Below are 18,447 nucleotides of genomic sequence, written 5' to 3' on the forward strand. Positions count from 1 at the left end.
GACACCAGAAAGCAGCTGTATCAGCGCATGTCCAGGGAAAGATGGATAGATTCGTTCCGCACGGCATGATGTACGAGTGTGAGGAACCGTGGGGTGGGCAGCGTCATTGGCGGTCGTTATCTGCTGCGGGACGGGCCGGTCGCCGGAGCACGCGGTGAGGTCCGGTCGGCGTATGACACCCGGCTCGACCGTAAGGTGGCGCTGAAGCGGGTCCGGTCGCGGGTGTGGTACGGGCACACCGAAAGAGCACGGAACGAGGTAGGCATTCTCGGCAAGGTCGGCCATCCCAACTTGGCTGCCGTGTACGACATCGTGCCGTGCCGTGGCGGGAACGAGTTCTGGTGGGTGTCGGAGCATCTGCCGGAGAGCATGGCCGGGAAGCCGCCGATACCCCTCGCGGAGGCGGCCGATGTCGGTGCGCGGATCGCTGGCGCGCTGGCTGCTCTGCACGCGGAGGGGCATGTCTACGGTGATGTCACCCCGGACAGCATCGGCATCGCCGACGACGGGACGGTCAAGCTCACCGGTCTCGATGTGGTGCGGCAGATCAGTGGACTGAAGGACACCATCGACGCCGACGTGGTGATCTGCCACTCGCGCTTCGCCGCACCGGAGGTACTTCGCGGATTCCATCCGGAACCGGCCTCCGATGTCTACTCTCTGGGAGCCACCATCTACGCGCTGGTGGTGGGTCGGTCACCGTACGACGCCGAGGTGGGCTTGGCGAGAGGCGCGGTTCAAGCGGTGGGGACCGCCCTGGGCAGCCGAGCAGACGACGTCCGCGTGGCCGCTGAAGTCGGACCGCTGCGCGATGTGCTTGTGGCGTTGCTCCAACCTGACTTCCGCGACCGGCCAGAAGCCGCCGAAGCGCAGAAGTGCCTGCGGGAGGGGGCCGCTGCGCGCGGAGGAGCCGAGTTGGGCATCGCGCTCGAGGAACGAGCCAGAATCTCCCGGGAGCCTTTGACCCAGGACCCCTTCTTTCAGGCCTCCTCCCCGGCGCCCACCACGATCCCGGAAACGGCCCCCGAGGGACGGCGGCCCTGGGGGCGGGTTGTGCGGGACGCGGTGTGCCGTCCACACAGGCTCCGGGTCATGAGCGGCGTGCTGCTGTGCATGGCGCTCCTGTTGATGACGGCGGTTTGCGGAATTTATGTCCCGCCGCCCGGTAAAGACTCCACCGGGGGCGATTCCCAGGCTTTCGGATCGAATGACGCGGCGACCTTGATCACGGCTCTGGGCACGTTGTTCAGCGGCGTGGGAGCGCTGCTCGCCGGCGGCGCGGCCTGGTACCTCGCACGCCGCGAGCATCGCCCATCCGAGCCACGGGCCGATCCCAATCCACCCGCCGACCCGCCGGGCGGCGACGGCTATCTGTAGTGGCCCGCGCCCCAGCGAGGTCGCGGCAACCGTGGAGGTAAGCAGGATCGGAAGTAGCTGCTGTACTTCGCCGCTGTACGGCACCAAAAAGCCCCCGCCGATATCCCCGGCGGGGGCTTTGAGCTGCGGTGGACCTGAGGGGATTTGAACCCCTGACCCCCTCGATGCGAACGAGGTGCGCTACCAGTCTGCGCCACAGGCCCTTGCAACGAGTGAAACTCTAGCATCCCCTCCGGGGTGCTTGGTAATCCGTTCCTCGCTGGTCAGTGAAGGGGCCGTCACTCGTTGGCAGCACGCGGCCGGTCCTCGTCGGCGTACTGGTCGAAGAGGGGGGTGCGGCCGCGGTCGCGGGTGCCGCGGGGTGGGGCGGCGACCGGGTCCGGGGCCGGGGCGGGGTCATGGGCGGAGGTGGGGTCGACGGTGCTGGAGCGGGCCGAACTCCAGGCGTCGGGGGCGGCCAGGTCGACGCTGCCGGTGGCGCGCGGGGCGACCGGGGCGGTGACGTAGGTGGGCAGCGGGACGGGCACCGGCTCCCAGCCCTCACCGGCGGCCGGGCCCCGCTCGCGCTCGCGCTCCTGGTCGACCCACTCGGCGTGATCGGTCTGCTCCACCAGCGCGCGGCGCCCGGCCGCGTGCGGCGAGGGCGCCTTCGCGGGGCGGGCGGGCTCGGCCTCGACGGGAGGGTCCGTGGGGCGGTCCTCGGCGGAGGGGCCCTCGGCGGGCGGATGGGCCCGCGGACGGCGCTCACGCAGCCGCTGCGCGGCCTGCTCGGCGTGGCGCTGGTCCATGGTGAAGGCGAAGCGCCGGCGCTCCTGGGCGCGGAGGTAGGCGATATAGGCGCTGAGCAGTATGGCCGGGATGCCCGGGGCCCACAGGAAGGCGAGGCCGCCGACGGCCGCGACGATCGCGCCGAGTGTGAAGGCGACGAAGAGGATCACGGTGGTGCGGCGGCGGCGCGCGAGCACTCGGGCGCGCCGTCCGCGGTCCAGCGCGCTCCAGCCTCCGCCGCCCGCCCCGCGCGCACCGCTCGTGCCCCGGGCGTCCGCGCCCCGCGCCCCGCTCGTACCTCCGGCCCCCGCGCCCCGTGCACCGCTCGCGTCCCCGGCCGCCGGTGCCGACGCGCCCTCGGCGGGAGCGTCGGCGCCCATGGGGGCGGGGGCACGCAGGGTTACGGGGTCGGCGAAGGCCCGGACGTCGACCGCGTCGGTCACCGCTTCCGGGTCGGCCGCATAGCCCCCCGGCTCGGCGGGGGCGCCACCCGTGGCGGGTGCGTCCGCGTCGTCGGCGGTGCGCTCGGCGGGGTCGTCCGCCGGGTCCCCGGGGCGCCCGAGGTCCACACGGCTCTTGGCGTAACGACGCTCCATGCCCGCCCGTCCGGACAGCAGCCGGATGGCGGTGCTGAAGCGTTCCGTCGGACGGGCCTCATTGAGCTCGTCCTGCCTACGAAGCCACATCGGCACCAAATAGGCGGCCCAGGCCCCGACGATGACTGCGTAGATGAGGCCACTGCTGCTCACGCTCACACGGTAGAGGGGTCCGCATGAGGCCATCTGCCAATTGGCGCGGTGTGTCGCACGATCTGGCTGATATCTCGAAAGTTTTTTGTGATTGTTGGGATGACCAGGTTGGAAATGTACTCCCGCCATTCGAACATCTATTTTATTTCTGCGACGCTCCTGGTCGGGTCCGGTGCCACCGGTTCAGCAGCCCCTCGGACAGTTCCTCCACCGTGAGCGCGTAGACCAGGTGGTCGCGCCATGCGCCGTCGATGTGGAGATAGCGCGGCCGCAGCCCTTCCTCGCGGAATCCGAGTTTCTCCACCACCCGGCGGCTGGGCAGGTTCTCGGGCCGGATACACACCTCGATGCGGTGCAGTCCGACGGTGCGGAAGCAGTGGTCGACGGCGAGCGCGACCGACGTCGGCATCACTCCGCGCCCGGCCACCGCCTGGTCGACCCAATAGCCGACATGGCCCGAGCACATCGACCCCCAGGTGATCCCGGCGACCGTCAACTGCCCGGCCAGCCGCCCCTGGTACTCGATGATGAACGGCAGCATCCGCCCCGCGTGCGCCTCGGCCCGCAGATGGCGGACCATCTGCCGGTAGGTGGGCCGGTGGGTGACGGGGCCGCCCGGCGGGGGCGGCGGGATGGTTGCCTCCCAGCGCCGCAGCCACTCCCTGTTGCGCTGGTTGACCTCGCGCCAGGCACGCTGGTCGCGCAGCTTTATGGGGCGGAGGACGGTGTCGCCGTCCGCCAGCACGACCGGCCAGGGGGCGTTCAGCGCGCGCTCCCGGCCTGCCCCGCGGGATCGGCGGGATCATCGGCGGGGATGGCGGAATCGACGGGTCTGCGGTGGTCCCCGCCGTGGATCTGGTCGACCGCGTGGACCAGCAGGCGGCCGAGCACCTTAAGGCCGTCACGCACCCCTCCGGTGGAGCCGGGCAGATTGACGACCAGGGTCCTGCCGGCGACCCCGGCCAGCCCCCGGGAGAGCGCGGCGGTGGGCACCTTGGCGAGCCCCTCCGCGCGGATGGCCTCCGCGATCCCCGGGATCTCGTAGTCCAGGACCCGGCGGGTGGCCTCCGGGGTGCGGTCGGTGGGGGTGAGACCGGTGCCGCCGGTGGTCACCACGACGTCGTACGAGGCCGTGACAGCGTCCCGCAGGGCGGCCTCCACCGGATCGCCGTCGGGCACCACGCGCGGGCCGTCCACGGCGAAGCCGAGCCCGGCCAGCCCCTCGGCGATCAGCGGGCCCCCGGTGTCGGCGTAGACCCCGGCGGCGGCGCGGTTGGAGGCGGTGACGACCAGGGCGCGGCGTGACGCCGCTGAGCCGCTCATGCCCGGCTCCAGTCGCCGGACTTGCCGCCGGTCTTCTCCTCCACCCGGACGTCGGTGATGACGGCTCCCTTGTCGACGGCCTTGACCATGTCGATCACCGTCAGGGCGGCGACCGAGACCGCCGTCAGGGCCTCCATCTCCACGCCCGTGCGGTCCGTGGTCTTCACGGTGGCGGTGATCTCGACGGCGTCGTCGGCGACCGCGAGGTCCACCGTGACGCCCGACACCGCGAGCGGATGACACAGCGGGATCAGGTCCGGGGTCCGCTTGGCGCCCATGATGCCCGCGATCCGGGCGGTGGCGAGGGCGTCGCCCTTGGGGAGGCCCTCGCCGCGCAGCAGTTCCACGACGCGCGCCGCCACGCGCACGCGGCCGCTCGCGCGGGCGGTGCGCGCGGTGACGTCCTTGGCCGAGACGTCGACCATGCGGGCGGCGCCCGACGGGTCGAGGTGGGTGAGATGGTCCTGGGCGCTGCTCATCGTTCTCCCGGTCCGGGCCAGGTGGCTCCTGTGTGGGACGACACCGTACCCGCCGCGGTCGGCGGCTAGGCCAGCAGGACGACGTCCACCTCGGCGCCGGGGGCGACCTGGGTGACGTCCTCGGGGACGACGATCAGCGCGTTGGCGTGTGCCATGGCCTTGATCAGGTGCGATCCCGCGCCGCCCACCGGGCTGACGGTGGCCGGCCCGTCAAGCGTGGCGGGCTCGTACCAGCCGCGCAGGAACTGGCGCCTGTCCTTGGGCGAGGAGGCGACGCCCTCGGGGCACACCGCCTGGACGGTGGTGCGGTGGACGTCGGCGCTGCCCAGCATGGTGCGGATGACGGGGCGCACGAAGAGCTCGAAGGAGACGTACGAGCTCACCGGGTTGCCGGGCAGGGCCATCAGCGGGGTGTTCTCCGGGCCGACGCGGCCGAAGCCCTGGGGCTTCCCGGGCTGCATGGCCAGCTTGCGGAAGTGCACCTCGTGCATCGCCTCCTTGACCACGTCGTAGGCGCCGACGCTGACGCCGCCACTGGTGACGACGATGTCGGCGCGGACCAGCTGGTCCTCGACGGCGGCGCGCAGCGTGGCGGCGTCGTCGGCCACCGCGCCCACCCGGTAGGCGATCGCGCCGGCCTCCCGGGCGGCGGCCGTGAGCTGGAAGCTGTTGGAGTCGTGGATCCGGCCGGGGCCCGGCTCCACACCGGGCTGGACCAGCTCGCTGCCGGTGGAGAGCACCACCACTCGCGGCCGGGGCCGCACCATCACGGTGGCCCGGCCGAGCGCGGCCAGCAGCCCGAGCTGCGAGGCGCCCAGGACCGTGCCGGCGCGCAGCGCGAGCTCGCCCGCGTCCGCGTCGCTGCCCCGGGTGCGCACGTGCTGGCCCTCCCGCGCCGGGCGGAAGACGCGCACCCTGCCGCTGCCGCCGTGGGGGTCGGAGCCCCGCGCGGGCATATGGGTGACCGGTCCGCTGTCGAGCCCGCCGTCGGTCCACTCGACGGGGACGATGGCCTGGCCGCCGGGCGGGACCGGGGCGCCGGTCATGATCCGGGCCGCCTCGCCCGGGCCCACGGCGGGCAGGTCACCGCTGCCCGCCGCGATGTCGCCGATGACGGTCAGCACCGCGGGATGGTCCTCGGTCGCGGCCGCGACGTCAGCCGTACGGACGGCATAGCCGTCCATGGAGCTGTTGTCGAACGGCGGAAGCGCGCCGGGGACGGTGACGTCCTCCACCAGGACGCAGCCCTGGGCCTCGAGCAACTGCAGCTCGATCGGCTCCAGCGGATGGACGTGCCCGAGGATGTCGTCGAGGTGCTCGGCCACCGTCCAGACCCGGTCCTGGTCCGGGCCGCGGTCCGCGGCCCGTTCTGCGGTGCTGCTCAAGGTGCTACATCTCCTCGGTGACGTAACTGCGAAGCCATTCCCGGAACTCCGGGCCCAGGTCTTCACGTTCGCACGCAAGTCTGACAATGGCACGCAGATAGTCGCCACGGTCGCCTGTGTCGTAGCGGCGTCCCTTGAAGACGACGCCGTGCACCGGGCCGCCGATGTCCGGACTGGAGGCTAGCGCCTGAAGGGCGTCGGTGAGCTGGATCTCGCCACCGCGGCCCGGCTCGGTCTCGCGCAGCACCCCGAAGACGGCCGGGTCGAGCACATAGCGGCCGATGACGGCGTAGTTGCTGGGCGCGTCCGCGGGGTCGGGCTTCTCGACCAGGCCGGTGACCTGGACGACGTCGTCGTCCACGGTCGGCTTGACGGCCGCGCAGCCGTAGAGGTGGATCTGCGCAGGGTCCACCTCCATCAGGGCGATGACGCTGCCGCCGCGCCGCTCCTGGATGTCGACCATGCGGGCCAGTAGCGGGTCGCGGGCATCAATGAGGTCGTCGCCGAGGAGGACGGCAAAGGGCTGATCACCGACGTGCGGGGCGGCACAGAGCACGGCGTGGCCGAGACCCCTGGGGTCTCCCTGGCGGACGTAGTGCATGGTCGCCAGGTCGCTGGACTCCTGGACGCGGGCGAGTCGGGTCTCGTCGCCCTTGCGGGTCAGGGCCTCTTCGAGCTCGTAGTTGCGGTCGAAGTGGTCTTCCAGGGGGCGCTTGTTACGACCGGTGACCATGAGGACGTCGGACAGCCCGGCGGTGACTGCTTCCTCGACGACGTACTGGATCGCCGGCTTGTCGACGACCGGCAGCATCTCCTTGGGGGTGGCCTTGGTGGCCGGAAGAAAGCGGGTTCCGAGTCCCGCGGCAGGGATGACAGCCTTGCTGATCCGAGTACGCGATTGAGTCATGTACCGAACCCTATCCGGTGCCTTTGGGACAGATGATGAGTATTCGGTGAATATGGCATGAGACAGGGAGATTGCGCACCCAGTGATCAACACCGACGCTAGTAAGCGCGCATTGCGGAGACGTCACCTGACGATGAGGTCCAGGTTGACGGCGGATGACATCGAGACGGCCGGCGCCGCTCTGGCGTGTCGCGCCCTGGAGCTTCCCGAGTTCGCCGGGGCGGCCACGGTGGCGGCCTATGTGTCCGTGGGCGGCGAGCCCGGTACGCACGCCCTGAGGGAGGCCCTGCGCGCCCGCGGGGTCCGGGTGCTGCTTCCGGTGCTGCTCGAGGACGACGATCTCGACTGGGGCGAGGACGAGGGGCCCGGACGGCTGGCGCCCGCCCGGCGCGGCCTGCTGGAGCCCGAGGGGCCGCGGCTCGGCACCGAGGCGGTGACCGGGGCGGACGTGGTGCTGCTGCCCGGGCTCGCGGTGGACCGCCGCGGCATGCGGCTGGGCCGCGGCGGTGGCTCGTACGACCGGGTGCTGGCCCGGCTGGCGGCGGCGGGGGCCGACCCGGCGCTGGTGGTGCTGCTGTACGACGGCGAACTGCTGGACGAGGTGCCCGAGGAGGCCCACGACCGTCCGGTGCACGCGGCGGTGACGCCGTCGGGCCTCCACCGCTTCACGCCGCGGCCCCGCTGAAGGCACCAGGAGGCGCCTGTCGGCGGGGCCACGAGGATCGGACGGGCCCGGGACCGACCGGGGGCGGAAACGCCCCTCAGACGGCCACCGGGCCCTTCGGGACCCCGTGCGGGGCCCTGGGTGCTTCATCGGGCACTACGGGGTGAGTGCCAGCTCGTCCTCCGTCGCCTTGTCCACGGCGCTCTTGTTGAACGCCCAGGGCAGCAGCTCGCCCTTCGCCCACTTCTCGGTCTGGTCCGTGTAGTGCGCGTTGTAGGCGTGGCCGGAGGCGCCGGTGAGGTTGATCCAGCGCGACTTGTCGAGGTTGTCGAGGTTGACGACCATCCGCATCGAGGGGACCCAGGTGACGTCGTAGCCGCCCGCGGCGTTCCAGCCGGTGGCGTTGACCGCCGCCTCGCCGCCGGAGAGGTTCCACGGGCCCCGGTTGAGGAGCCACTGCACCACGCCGGGGCCGTCGGTGCCCAGGGTCTGGTTCTTCAGCGTCAGCCGGTGCAGCCGACCCCAGCTCCAGCTGTTGATGTCCTTGCCCAGCTTGGCGGTGAGCTCCGAGCGCGCGGCCCGCATGGCCTGCCCCAGCAGTTCGTCACGGTTGGTGGCGCCGGGCTTGTTGCGGGTGCCCGCCGTCTTCCACCAGTCGTTCTTCGGGTCCTTGATGATCTTGCGCACGACCTCGTACCAACGGTCACCGCCGTCGGGCTGGGCCATGTCGGGGTCACGCTTACCGCATTCGCGCACCAGCCGGGTGTTGCCGTTCAGGTCCTCCAGCGGGCCCGAGTCGTCGGCCGGGCGCACCCGCAGGCACTCCCCCTTGACCCGCAGCTCCTTGGGGAGCTTGTCGCCGAAGGCCAGCTTGAGGGTGTTGCGCCAGACGGCGTTGAAGTACGCGGCGGCCGCCGAGTCCGAGTCCTGGGTGTAGTCCCAGCTCTCCAGCAGCTTCTGGGCCTGGCGTACGTAGTCGTCCTTGACGTCGATCTTCAGCAGATAGGGCGTCAGCAGCTTGGCGATCTCGCTGCTGTTGTCCATCTGCAGGGACTGCATGTCGTCCGTGGAGATCTTCCCGCCGTCCTTGACCTTCGACTCGATGAGGTCGGTGATGCGCTGGCTCCGCGCGCCGTAGCCCCAGTCGTCGGTCAGCAGATACGGGTAGCTCTTCTTGTCTATGACGGCCTGGTTGGCGGTGACGATATAGCCGCGATCCGGGTTGAGCTCCCAGGGCAGCGCCGACTGCGGGATGTACTTGCTCCACTTGTAGCGCGAGTCCCAGCCGGGCGCCGGGTAGCGGCCGTCGCCCTTGGAGCGCACCGGGATCTGGCCGGGCGCCTGATAGCCGATGTTGCCCTTGGTGTCGGCGTAGATGAGGTTCTGGGAGGGGACCGCGAAGTCGCGGGCCGCCTTGCGGAAGTCGCTGAAGTTCTTGGCGGTGTTGAGCTTGAAGACGGAGTCCATGGTGTTGGACGGGGTCAGCGCGGTCCACTTCAGCGCCACCGCGTAGCCGTCGCCGCGGTCGGGTGCCACGTCATCGGCGCCGGAGCCCACCGGGGCGCTCTTACCGACGCCGGCGAGTTCGTCGTCGCGGTCGGAGACGATCGGGCCGTTGTTGGTGGTGCGGACGGTGATCTTACGGCTCGTGCCCCCCGCGACCTTGATGGTCTCCTCACGGGTGGTGAACGGAACCTGCTTGCCGTCGTAGAGATAGCCGTCGGAGGTGACCTTCTCCAGGTACAGGTCGCTGACGTCGGCACCGAGGTTGGTCATACCCCAGCTGATGTCCTGATTGTGACCTATGACCACACCGGGCAGACCCGCGAAGGTGAAGCCCGCGGTGTCATACGGACACGCGCTGCTGACCTGCTTGCAGTGCAGCCCCATCTGGTACCAGACGGACGGCAGCTGGGGCGCCAGGTGCGGGTCGTTGGCGAGCAGCGGCTTGCCGGTGGTCGTGTACTTGCCGGAGACCACCCACGAGTTGGAGCCGATACCGGTCCCGTTCGGGCCCAGCAGCGCCGGGACGTCGTCCAGGGTCTTGGAGAGCGAGGACAGCTGCGTCTGCAGCCCCTGAGCGGCTCCGGTGGCCCCTCCGTCCACCGAGCCGGTGCCGCCCGTGCCGCTCGTGGAGCCGGCCGGGGTGCCCTTGGGATCGAACTCGTCCGTGACCTCGTTGACGGCGCCGCCCTGGACGATCGGCTTGTTCCGGCTGTACGGGTAGGACGGGTAGAGCTCGTCTATCTGCTTGGCGCTGAGCCGGTTGGAGGCCAGTGCGCGGTCCACCTCGTCCTGCATGTTGCCGCGCAGGTCCCAGGCCATCGCCTTCAGCCACGCCAACGAGTCGACCGGGGTCCACTTCTCGGGCTTGTAGCCGTCGTTCTTGAAGTCCAGGGCCGCGTACTCGACTGACAGCGCGTCCCCTTGATGGTCTTTGAGGTAGGCGTTGACGCCGTCGGAGTAGGCCCGCAGATACTTCCTGGTGGCGGCCGACACCTTGGTTTCGTACTCCTGCTTGGCCACCCGGTGCCAGCCCATGGTGCGCAGGAACGCGTCGGTCTCCACCTGGCCGGAACCGAACATCTCGGAGAGCCGGCCCGCGGTCATATGGCGGCGGACGTCCATCTCCCAGAAGCGGTCCTGGGCCTGGACGAACCCCTGGGCGCGGAAGAGGTCCTCGGGGGTGCCGGCGTAGATCTGAGGTATCCCGTAGTCGTCACGTTTGACCTGCACGGGGCCGGACAACCCCTTCAGCTGCAGCGAGCCCGTGGTCTCCGGGAATGAGGCTCGAACTGTACTGATGCTCCAGTACGCGCCGTAGCCGACGCCCCCGACGAGCAGCAGCACGACTGCGATCACGATCAGGCGGAGACGTCGGCTCTTCTTCTTTTTGGGAGAAGAGCCGGTTGTGTTGGCGGGCATCGCTGTCCTTCGAGGGGCAGGGTGAACCTGGAGTGCTGGAGCAACCATAGGCGCAGCGCTGTCGCCGCCCCTACGCGGAGTCATGACTGACGCCCTGCACCGGCCACCGCCCGGGCTCGTACACCTCGGTGAAGCCTTCTCGTGGAAGGCTCGCGTCAAGATCCCGTAAAATGTTAGGTAAGGCAATGAAGTTCCGGTCGGTGGGGACCCCTTCGCAGCGTTCCCCCCGCTCCCGCGAGAAAGGGTCGGCCCCTGACTGTTCACCACCTCAATGAGCTGCTGTTGATCTGCTCCCTCGTCCTGCTCTTCGCAGTGGCGGCCGTAAGGGTGTCATCGCGCAGTGGACTGCCCACGCTGCTGATCTATCTCGGGATCGGCGTCGCCATCGGCACGGACGGAATCGGCGTCACCTTCAACGACGCCGAACTGACGCAGATCCTCGGCTACGCCGCGCTGGTCGTCATCCTGGCCGAAGGCGGTCTGGGCACGAAGTGGGGCGAGATCAAACCCGCCCTGCCGGCGGCCGCCGTCCTGTCCACCGTGGGCGTCGCGGTGAGCGTGGGAATCACCGCGGCGGCGGGGCACTACGTGGTGGGACTGGACTGGCGGCAGGCGCTGATCATCGGCGCGGTGGTGTCGTCCACGGACGCGGCGGCGGTCTTCTCGGTGCTGCGCACGGTGCCGCTGCCCAAGCGGCTCACGGGCGTCCTGGAGGCCGAGTCGGGCTTCAACGACGCACCTGTGGTGATCCTGGTGGTCGCCTTCTCCAGCCAGGGCCCCATGGAGTCCTGGTACTCCCTGATCGGCACGATCGCCCTGGAACTGGCGATCGGCGCGGTGATCGGCATCGCGGTCGGCTGGCTGGGCGCCTACGGCCTGCGGCATGTGGCGCTGCCCGCCTCGGGTCTGTACCCGATCGCGGTGATCGCCATCGCGGTGACCGCCTACGCGGAGGGTTCACTGGCGCACGGGTCCGGCTTCCTCGCCGTCTATCTCGCCTCGCTCATCATGGGCAACGCACGGCTGCCGCACTGGCCGGCCACGCGCGGCTTCGCCGAGGGGCTGGGCTGGCTCGCCCAGATCGGGATGTTCGTCCTGCTGGGGCTGCTGGTCACCCCGCATGAACTGGGCGATGACATCCTGCCCGCCCTCGCGGTGGGGCTGGTGCTGACCGTGGTGGCCCGTCCGGTGTCGGTCCTGGTCAGCACGGCGCCGTTCCGGCTGCCCTGGCGGGAGAAGACGCTGCTGTCCTGGGCCGGGCTGCGCGGGGCGGTGCCGATCGTGCTGGCGACCATCCCGGTGGTCAGCGATGTGCCCGACAGCCGCCGGATCTTCAACATCGTCTTCGTGCTGGTGATCGTCTACACCCTGGTCCAGGGGCCTACACTGCCCTGGCTCGCCCCCCGGCTGCGGCTCGAGGAACCCGAACCGGCCGACCTGGGCATCGAGTCGGCGCCGCTGGAGCGGCTGCGCGGCCATCTGCTGTCGGTGTCGATCCCCCAGTCGTCCAAGATGCACGGCGTCGAGGTCGGCGAGCTGCGGCTGCCCCCAGGGGCCGCGGTCACCCTGGTGGTCCGGGACGAGACCAGCTTCGTACCGCTGCCCTCCACGGTGCTGCGGCGCGGCGACGAACTGCTGGTGGTGGCCACGGACCCGGTGCGCGACGCGGCGGAGCGGCGGCTGCGAGCGGTGGGCCGGGGCGGGAAACTGGCGGGCTGGCTGGGCTCGGGAGCGGGTTGAGGGGCCCGCCGGAGGCCGCCTCGGGCGGTGTGTTCGATCACCGCATGTCTCATCCCAGTGGACTGACGCGCGGGAATACTGCACTATGGAGCGTCGTTAGCACTCATTGAGTGAGAGTGCCAGGAGGAAGAACGTGCCGACCTACCAGTACCAGTGCACCGAGTGCGGCGAGGGCCTCGAGGCGGTGCAGAAGTTCAGCGACGACGCGCTCACCGAGTGCCCCAACTGCAAGGGACGCCTGAAGAAGGTGTTCTCGGCGGTCGGCATCGTGTTCAAGGGCTCCGGGTTCTACCGGAACGACAGCCGCTCCTCCTCCAGCAGCTCGAGCGGCGGCTCCAGCAAGTCGGCGGCGAAGAGCGACAGCTCCGACTCGTCGTCCGCTTCATCTTCTTCCTCGTCCTCGGACTCCTCTTCCTCGTCCTCCTCGACGTCTTCGTCATCGACGTCGTCTTCGTCGTCCACGTCATCTTCCTCGTCCTCGACGTCGAGTTCGGCCGCCTGATCCGGGCGTCTGTTTGTTTGGCTTCGTCGACACCCCGCCGCCTCCCCCGGGAAGTTGCGGGGTGTCGTTCGCGTGGGCACGGGTGGCTAGGGTGATCACATGGTCGAGACCAGCAGGCAAGCAGACATAGGGGTCATCGGGGGATCGGGGTTCTACACGTTCCTCGACGACGTGACCGAGATCACCGTGGAGACTCCCTATGGGGCGCCGAGCGACTCGCTCGTCCTCGGCGACATCGAGGGGCGACGGGTCGCCTTCCTCCCGCGGCACGGCCGCAAGCACCATCTGCCGCCGCACCGGATCAACTACCGCGCCAACCTCTGGGCCCTGCGCTCGCTCGGGGTGCGGCAGGTCTTCGGCCCGTGCGCGGTCGGCGGACTGCAGCCGGAGTACGGACCTGGCACGCTGCTCGTCCCGGACCAGCTGGTGGACCGCACGAAGGGGCGCACGCAGACCTACTTCGACGGCGAGCAGCTGCCGGACGGCCGGATCCCGAATGTGGTGCACACCACATTCGCCGACCCGTACTGCCCGGTGGGCCGGAAGGCGGCCGTGGACGCGGCGCGCGGACGCGGCTGGGAGCCGGTGGACGGCGGGACGATGTGCGTGATCGAGGGACCGCGCTTCTCCACCCGCGCCGAATCGCGCTGGCATGCGGCGCAGGGCTGGTCGGTGGTCGGCATGACGGGCCACCCGGAGGCGGTGCTCGCCCGTGAACTGGGCCTCTGCTACACGTCGTTGACCCTGGTCACCGACCTGGACGCGGGGGTCGAGACCGGCGAGGGCGTCACCCACACCGAGGTGCTGAAGGTCTTCGGGGAGAACGTCGGCCGACTGCGCGAGGCGCTCTTCGACGCGGTGGGCAGGCTCCCCGAGACCTCCGCCCGGGACTGCCTGTGCACCCACGCCCACGACGGCTGGGACCTGGGGATCAAGCTTCCGTAGGCGCGGCGCGGGGGCAGCCGGACAGGGCGGGTGTCGCTCGCTCGGGTGGCCGAGTTTTCCACAGCCCCGGTGGCCGTCCACAGGCTCCAGCGGGATCGGGCGGGGGCGGGCATGGTGAGGGGACCAGAAGCACCCGGACCCTCACGGCAGGCGGTGATGTGCCATGTCCCATCCGTCCCCCACCCTCGCGTTACCCCGTTCCGCTCCCCCGGCCCGTTCGGTGCCCCGCTTCGATCCGGTGCGCACCGGATGCAGCGGCGGATTCGGACTGCGGCGGACCGTGCGGCGACGCCGCCGCGCGATGGCGGCCGGGCTGGCGCTGACGGCCGCCGCGCTCGCGGCCGCCGCACCCTCCGGCCGGGGGCACACGGACGCGGTGTCCTCCCGGGCGCCCGCACCCGCGAGTGAGGAACGGCGGGGCGGCCCGCGCCCCGCGACGGTCTCGGCGCCGGTCCGGATCGCCGACGCGGCGGCGGTACGGCTGCTGCACCCCGGCGACCGGGTGGATGTGCTGGCCACACCGCTTCCGGACGCCGCACGAGCCCGGGCGTCCGGCGCTACGGCCCGGGTGGTCGCGCGTGGGGTCCGGGTGGCCGAGGTGCCGGGTGCGCGGAGCGCCCGCGCGACGGACGGCCGAGCCGACGGCGGCACACCGGAGCCCGGTCCGGACACGGATGCGAGCGGCGGCGGGGCGCTGGACGGCGGCGGGGCGCTGGACGGCGGCGGCGCGCTCGACGGCGCGGCGATCGGCGGTGGGGCGCTGGTGGTGCTGACGGTGCCGCGAGCGGACGCCACCGCGCTGGCCGGGGCCGCCGCCGACTCCCGACTGGCGGTGACGCTATGCGGCTGCTGACTCCCCCGGCTCCCCTGATGCCCCTCTCACCTGCGGGTGTAGGTTGCGGAACCGTCCGCTCAAGCACCGAGGCGGCGAGAGAGAGGCAGTGGGTTGAGCCAGGAGAAGGTGACCGAGGAGAAGAAGAGCGTCATGGAAGGGTTCAAAGCCTTCCTGATGCGCGGCAATGTGATCGATCTGGCCGTCGCGGTCGTCATCGGAGCCGCCTTCACCGCCGTCGTGAACTCGATAGTGAAGGGCCTAATCAACCCCATAGTCGGAGCCTTCGGCACGAAGGACCTCGAGAAGTACCGCTCCTGTCTCAAGGCGCCCTGCGAGACCAACGCCACGGGCGATATCGTCCACGGCATCCCGATCCTCTGGGGAAGCGTGCTCTCCGCCGTGCTGACCTTCCTGATCACCGCGGCGGTGGTGTACTTCCTGATGGTGCTGCCGATGTCGCGCTATCTGGCGCGGAAGGCCGCCAAGGAGGCGAAGGCGGAGGAGGAGCAGGCCGTCGCGGACGCCGAGGAGATCATTCTGCTGCGCGAGATCCGCGACGAGCTGGTGGCACAGCGCGCCACCGCCCGCGACGGTGGCGGCAGCGGCTCCAGCGCCTAGGAATCCGTCAGAGGTGGTGGGGCGGCTTCTCGTCGAGGAACCGGGCCAGATCAGCGGCATCGTCGGCACTGTCGCCGCCGGGAACCCGCTCGCCCCACCCGTGGTCCGTATCGTCCGATGACCGCTGCGCGAAGGGATCGTCGAAGATCAGCGCGGCGGCCGGATCGCGCGGTCCAGGGGCAGGGGCGGTGCTCATGCCTCAAGAGTACGGCCCGGGCAGCGGCTCGGTGTATCGGCCGAGCTCGTCGTGCCACCACAGGTCGCGCCCGGGCCGCCAGGACACCGGGCAGGCCAGCCGGTGGACCACCAGTACGGACCGCACCTCGGGGCAGCCGGCCAGCGCCCGGTCGACATGGCGCTTGAGCGGCTGTATCTCTCCGCCGTGCTGCCCGGCGTCCGCGGTGATGACGACCTTGGCGCCGACCTCCCTGATCCGGTCGCGCAACTCGTGGGGGCGCAGCCCCACGGGGAGGCTGGCGCGGACGACGTCGAGCCGGCCGCAGGCGAGCGTGGCGATCACGGACTCGGGCACCAGCGGCAGATGGACCGCCACCCGGTCCCCGGCTCGGACGCCGAGCCGGGTGAGCGCGGCGGCGGCCCGGGCCGCCTGGTCGAGCAGCTCGGCATGGGTGAGCTCCTCGGTGCAGTCCGGCTCGCTGATCCAGCGGAGGGCCACCCGCGCGGCCCGCCGGGGGTCGGCGGCCGGGGTCGGGAGCTCCTCCGTCCGAGACGTACGGGGCACGGCGGTCTTCTTTCGGACGGGGGCGAACGGCATACAGCTCAGATTGCTGCCAGGCCATCAACGTCTGATGAACGCCCTCTATATGAGCGGCCCCCATCCCGTCCGGCGCACTTTGGCGGCGATCGCGGAAGGGCGGATACGGGAGTGGTTCGCGCCACGTTACTCGACCATGCCACGGCTTCCCGTGCTACGCATAGCGTCCATGGATGCCGAGCGGACAAACCCCGAATCAGTTCCCACCGGTCCGGCCGACGGCCTGACGGATATCCGCGGACTACGGGTGGGCCATGCCCAGCGGTCCGGCGGCAGTCGGCTCACCGGGACGACCGTGGTGCTGGCCCCGGAAGGCGGTGCGGTCGCCGCAGTCGATGTGCGCGGCGGTGGGCCGGGCACCCGGGAGACCGATGCCCTCGATCCGCGCAATCTGGTCCAGCGTGTCGAAGCCGTCGTACTGACCGGCGGCAGCACCTTCGGACTCGACAGCGCCTCGGGGGTGGCCTCCTGGCTGGAGGACCACGGCCGGGGCTTCCGGGTCGGCCCCGATCCGGCGCAGGTCGTTCCGGTGGTCCCGGCCGCCGCCCTCTTCGACCTGGGCCGGGGCGGCGACTGGCGGGCCCGCCCGGACGCCGCGCTGGGGCGCGAGGCGATCGAGGCGGCGGCCGGTTCGGAGACGGGGGCTCCGGTCGCGCAGGGCAATGTGGGGGCGGGCACGGGCGCGGTGGCCGGTGGGGTCAAGGGCGGCACCGGTTCGGCCTCCACGGTGCTGCCGTCCGGCGTCACGGTGGCCGCGCTGGTGGTGGTCAACGCCGCGGGATCGGTCGTCGATCCCGGTACGGGTGCGCTGTACGGGGAGCACTACGGGCCGACGGAGGAGGGCGGGCCGCACCGGCCGGGTGCGGCCGTGCACGTCGAGGCGATGCGTCGGCTCGCCGCCGCGCGGGCCGAGTCGGAGCGGCGGCAGGCCGCGTCGGTGCGGCCTCCGCTGAACACCACGCTGGCCGTGGTCGCCACCGACGCGGTGCTCACCCGGGCCCAATCGCAGAAGCTCGCGGGGACGGCACACGACGGTCTGGCGCGGGCCATCCGGCCGGTGCATCTGCTCTCCGACGGTGACACGGTCTTCGCCCTGGCCACCTGCGGGCGCCCGCTGATACCGGAGGGCGGCCCCGAGGACGCCGGCGATCCGGCGTTCGGGGTGCACCGGGAGAGCGGTGCGCTGAACGAGATCCTGGCGGCCGGGGCGGATGTACTGACCCGGGCGGTGGTCAAGGCGGTGCTCGCGGCGGAGACCGTGGACGGCCCGGGCGGTGTCTTCCCCGCCTACCGGGACCTTTACGGCCTCTGATCCGCGAGGGCCGGATGGAAGGAAGCCGTCCGGCCGGTGATCCGCGACGGCCGGAGGAAGGAAGCGTCGGGCCGGGAGGAGCGGGCCGGAGCGATGAAGAGAACGGGGGCTTCGGATGGATACGGATCTGCTGATCGTCGGCGGTGGCCCGGCGGGCTGCGCCGCCGCCGTGATGGCGGCGAGCGTCGGGATGCGCTCGGTGCTGATCGAGTCGGGCGACGCGCTGTGCGGGGCGCTGCGGCGCATCCCGGTGGTGCGCAATGTCCTCACCGTCACCAACGGCCCGGATCTGGCGGCGGCGATCGAGGCGGACCTGGCGCAGTGCGATCTGTGCCGGGTGGAGCTGGGCCGCCGCGCCACGCTGATCGATGCCTTCGACGACCGCGTCGAGGTCACGGTCGAGCCGGCGGAGTCCGTGGAGTCCGTGGAGCCTAGGGAAACCCTGGAGGCCGCGGGGTCCGATCGGGCTCCTCGCTCGCGGCTGACCGCCCCGTATGTGGTCGTCGCCACGGGGGTCGGGCCGCTGGGCCCCGAGGGGGCGGGATGGCTCGGGGGCGCGGCGGGCCGGGCACTGCCACAGTTGTGGGAGGCGGATCCGGCGGCCATCGACGACCGGACGGTGCTGGTCCTGGGTGCGGACCGGCCTCTGGGGACCGTGGCGCGGGCTCATCCGGAGCTCAAGGCACGCTTTGTGGTGGCGTATCCGCCCGAGGACTCCTACAAGACCGAGGAGATCCGGCGGGACCCCCGGGTGGAGCTGGTGGCCGTGCGGCGGCTGGAGTTGGGGCCCGGGCCCGGGTCCGCATCGGCACCGGTCACCGCCGAGGCCGGGACGTTGGGGGGCGAGCGGCGGACGCTCACGGCCGATCTCGTCTTCCTCAACCTGGGCAGCGCCCCGGCGCCCCCGGCCGGGGCCGTGGCCACCGACCGGTCCGGGTACTGCCCTCCCGGGAGCCAGCATCCCCGGGTCTTCACCGCCGGTGATCTGCGGTCGGTCCGCTTCCAGCGGATCGCGACCGCCATGGGGTCGGGTGGCGAGGCCGCACTCGGCGCCTACTACGCCTCGCGCGGTCTGCCCGTGGAAACCGGCGGCCCGCCCACGGACGTGGGCGGGCCGCCGGGCCCGACAGGGGGTGGCTGAGA

The 18,447-nt window shown here is 71.3% G+C and carries 18 protein-coding genes and 1 tRNA gene; 9 read left to right on the top strand and 10 right to left on the bottom strand.

Going from position 1 to position 18,447, the window contains the following annotated elements:
- The first annotated feature begins 93 nt into the window (after nucleotides 1-93).
- On the top strand, nucleotides 94-1,377 hold the full coding sequence (locus tag LIV37_RS20160; RefSeq protein WP_020868959.1) for a serine/threonine-protein kinase: 1,284 nt from the start codon (nucleotides 94-96) through the stop codon (nucleotides 1,375-1,377).
- Nucleotides 1,378-1,506: 129 nt separating this feature from the next.
- Here the strand turns inward: LIV37_RS20160 and LIV37_RS20165 are convergent.
- The 7 genes from LIV37_RS20165 to galU all read right to left on the bottom strand — a co-directional run bounded on the left by LIV37_RS20165 (nucleotide 1,507) and on the right by galU (nucleotide 6,988).
- A tRNA-Ala gene (locus tag LIV37_RS20165) sits at nucleotides 1,507-1,580 on the bottom strand.
- A 75-nt stretch (nucleotides 1,581-1,655) separates the two neighbouring features.
- Nucleotides 1,656-2,894, bottom strand: coding sequence for a divisome protein SepX/GlpR (gene sepX / locus LIV37_RS20170; RefSeq protein ID WP_455569394.1), 1,239 nt, complete (start codon nucleotides 2,892-2,894; stop codon nucleotides 1,656-1,658).
- Between the two features lie 142 nt (nucleotides 2,895-3,036).
- Nucleotides 3,037-3,660 carry a GNAT family N-acetyltransferase gene (locus tag LIV37_RS20175; RefSeq protein WP_121824718.1) on the bottom strand — a complete coding sequence of 208 codons (624 nt, stop codon included), beginning with the start codon at nucleotides 3,658-3,660 and terminating at the stop codon, nucleotides 3,037-3,039.
- On the bottom strand, nucleotides 3,657-4,217 hold the full coding sequence (locus LIV37_RS20180) for a MogA/MoaB family molybdenum cofactor biosynthesis protein (RefSeq protein WP_020868963.1): 561 nt from the start codon (nucleotides 4,215-4,217) through the stop codon (nucleotides 3,657-3,659). The genes LIV37_RS20175 and LIV37_RS20180 overlap by 4 nt, the downstream gene beginning before the upstream one ends.
- Nucleotides 4,214-4,696 (bottom strand): cyclic pyranopterin monophosphate synthase MoaC, encoded by a 483-nt coding sequence (moaC, locus tag LIV37_RS20185; protein ID WP_020868964.1) that lies wholly within the window; start codon nucleotides 4,694-4,696, stop codon nucleotides 4,214-4,216. The genes LIV37_RS20180 and moaC overlap by 4 nt, the downstream gene beginning before the upstream one ends.
- Before the next feature lie 65 nt (nucleotides 4,697-4,761).
- Complete coding sequence (gene glp / locus LIV37_RS20190; protein WP_020868965.1) at nucleotides 4,762-6,081, bottom strand: molybdotransferase-like divisome protein Glp; 1,320 nt, start codon at nucleotides 6,079-6,081, stop codon at nucleotides 4,762-4,764.
- 4 nt (nucleotides 6,082-6,085) lie between these two features.
- Nucleotides 6,086-6,988: a UTP--glucose-1-phosphate uridylyltransferase GalU gene (gene galU / locus LIV37_RS20195; RefSeq protein ID WP_121824717.1), complete on the bottom strand. Its 903-nt coding sequence runs from the start codon at nucleotides 6,986-6,988 to the stop codon at nucleotides 6,086-6,088.
- Between the two features lie 85 nt (nucleotides 6,989-7,073).
- On the opposite strand from galU, the gene LIV37_RS20200 reads away from it, so the two are divergent.
- Nucleotides 7,074-7,673, top strand: a complete 600-nt coding sequence (locus tag LIV37_RS20200; protein WP_167525868.1) for a 5-formyltetrahydrofolate cyclo-ligase — start codon at nucleotides 7,074-7,076, stop codon at nucleotides 7,671-7,673.
- A 135-nt stretch (nucleotides 7,674-7,808) separates the two neighbouring features.
- Here LIV37_RS20200 and LIV37_RS20205 read toward each other — a convergent pair whose 3' ends face one another.
- Nucleotides 7,809-10,577 carry a penicillin acylase family protein gene (locus tag LIV37_RS20205; RefSeq protein ID WP_020868968.1) on the bottom strand — a complete coding sequence of 923 codons (2,769 nt, stop codon included), beginning with the start codon at nucleotides 10,575-10,577 and terminating at the stop codon, nucleotides 7,809-7,811.
- A gap of 252 nt (nucleotides 10,578-10,829) precedes the next feature.
- Between LIV37_RS20205 and LIV37_RS20210 the strand changes: the two genes are divergently transcribed.
- From LIV37_RS20210 to mscL, 5 genes are all read left to right on the top strand, one after another.
- A complete protein-coding gene (locus LIV37_RS20210; protein WP_121824715.1) occupies nucleotides 10,830-12,317 on the top strand; it encodes a potassium/proton antiporter in 1,488 nt (495 codons plus the stop codon).
- A gap of 133 nt (nucleotides 12,318-12,450) precedes the next feature.
- Nucleotides 12,451-12,819 (top strand): FmdB family zinc ribbon protein, encoded by a 369-nt coding sequence (locus LIV37_RS20215; RefSeq protein ID WP_121824714.1) that lies wholly within the window; start codon nucleotides 12,451-12,453, stop codon nucleotides 12,817-12,819.
- 99 nt (nucleotides 12,820-12,918) lie between these two features.
- Complete coding sequence (locus tag LIV37_RS20220; protein WP_020868972.1) at nucleotides 12,919-13,764, top strand: S-methyl-5'-thioadenosine phosphorylase; 846 nt, start codon at nucleotides 12,919-12,921, stop codon at nucleotides 13,762-13,764.
- A 163-nt stretch (nucleotides 13,765-13,927) separates the two neighbouring features.
- Nucleotides 13,928-14,617, top strand: a complete 690-nt coding sequence (locus LIV37_RS20225) for a hypothetical protein (protein ID WP_121824713.1) — start codon at nucleotides 13,928-13,930, stop codon at nucleotides 14,615-14,617.
- A gap of 108 nt (nucleotides 14,618-14,725) precedes the next feature.
- Nucleotides 14,726-15,217, top strand: a complete 492-nt coding sequence (mscL, locus tag LIV37_RS20230) for a large conductance mechanosensitive channel protein MscL (RefSeq protein ID WP_020868975.1) — start codon at nucleotides 14,726-14,728, stop codon at nucleotides 15,215-15,217.
- Nucleotides 15,218-15,224: 7 nt separating this feature from the next.
- Here the strand turns inward: mscL and LIV37_RS20235 are convergent, their stop codons facing one another.
- Nucleotides 15,225-15,413: a hypothetical protein gene (locus tag LIV37_RS20235; RefSeq protein WP_020868976.1), complete on the bottom strand. Its 189-nt coding sequence runs from the start codon at nucleotides 15,411-15,413 to the stop codon at nucleotides 15,225-15,227.
- 3 nt (nucleotides 15,414-15,416) lie between these two features.
- On the bottom strand, nucleotides 15,417-15,959 hold the full coding sequence (locus LIV37_RS20240) for an AMP-binding protein (protein WP_243146197.1): 543 nt from the start codon (nucleotides 15,957-15,959) through the stop codon (nucleotides 15,417-15,419).
- A 202-nt stretch (nucleotides 15,960-16,161) separates the two neighbouring features.
- Between LIV37_RS20240 and LIV37_RS20245 the strand changes: the two genes are divergently transcribed.
- Both LIV37_RS20245 and LIV37_RS20250 read left to right on the top strand, forming a co-directional pair.
- A complete protein-coding gene (locus LIV37_RS20245) occupies nucleotides 16,162-17,304 on the top strand; it encodes a P1 family peptidase (RefSeq protein WP_121824712.1) in 1,143 nt (380 codons plus the stop codon).
- A gap of 115 nt (nucleotides 17,305-17,419) precedes the next feature.
- Nucleotides 17,420-18,445 carry an FAD-dependent oxidoreductase gene (locus LIV37_RS20250; RefSeq protein ID WP_020868979.1) on the top strand — a complete coding sequence of 342 codons (1,026 nt, stop codon included), beginning with the start codon at nucleotides 17,420-17,422 and terminating at the stop codon, nucleotides 18,443-18,445.
- Nucleotides 18,446-18,447: the final 2 nt, after the last annotated feature.

Source organism: Streptomyces rapamycinicus NRRL 5491 (assembly GCF_024298965.1).
GTDB lineage: Bacteria > Actinomycetota > Actinomycetes > Streptomycetales > Streptomycetaceae > Streptomyces > Streptomyces rapamycinicus.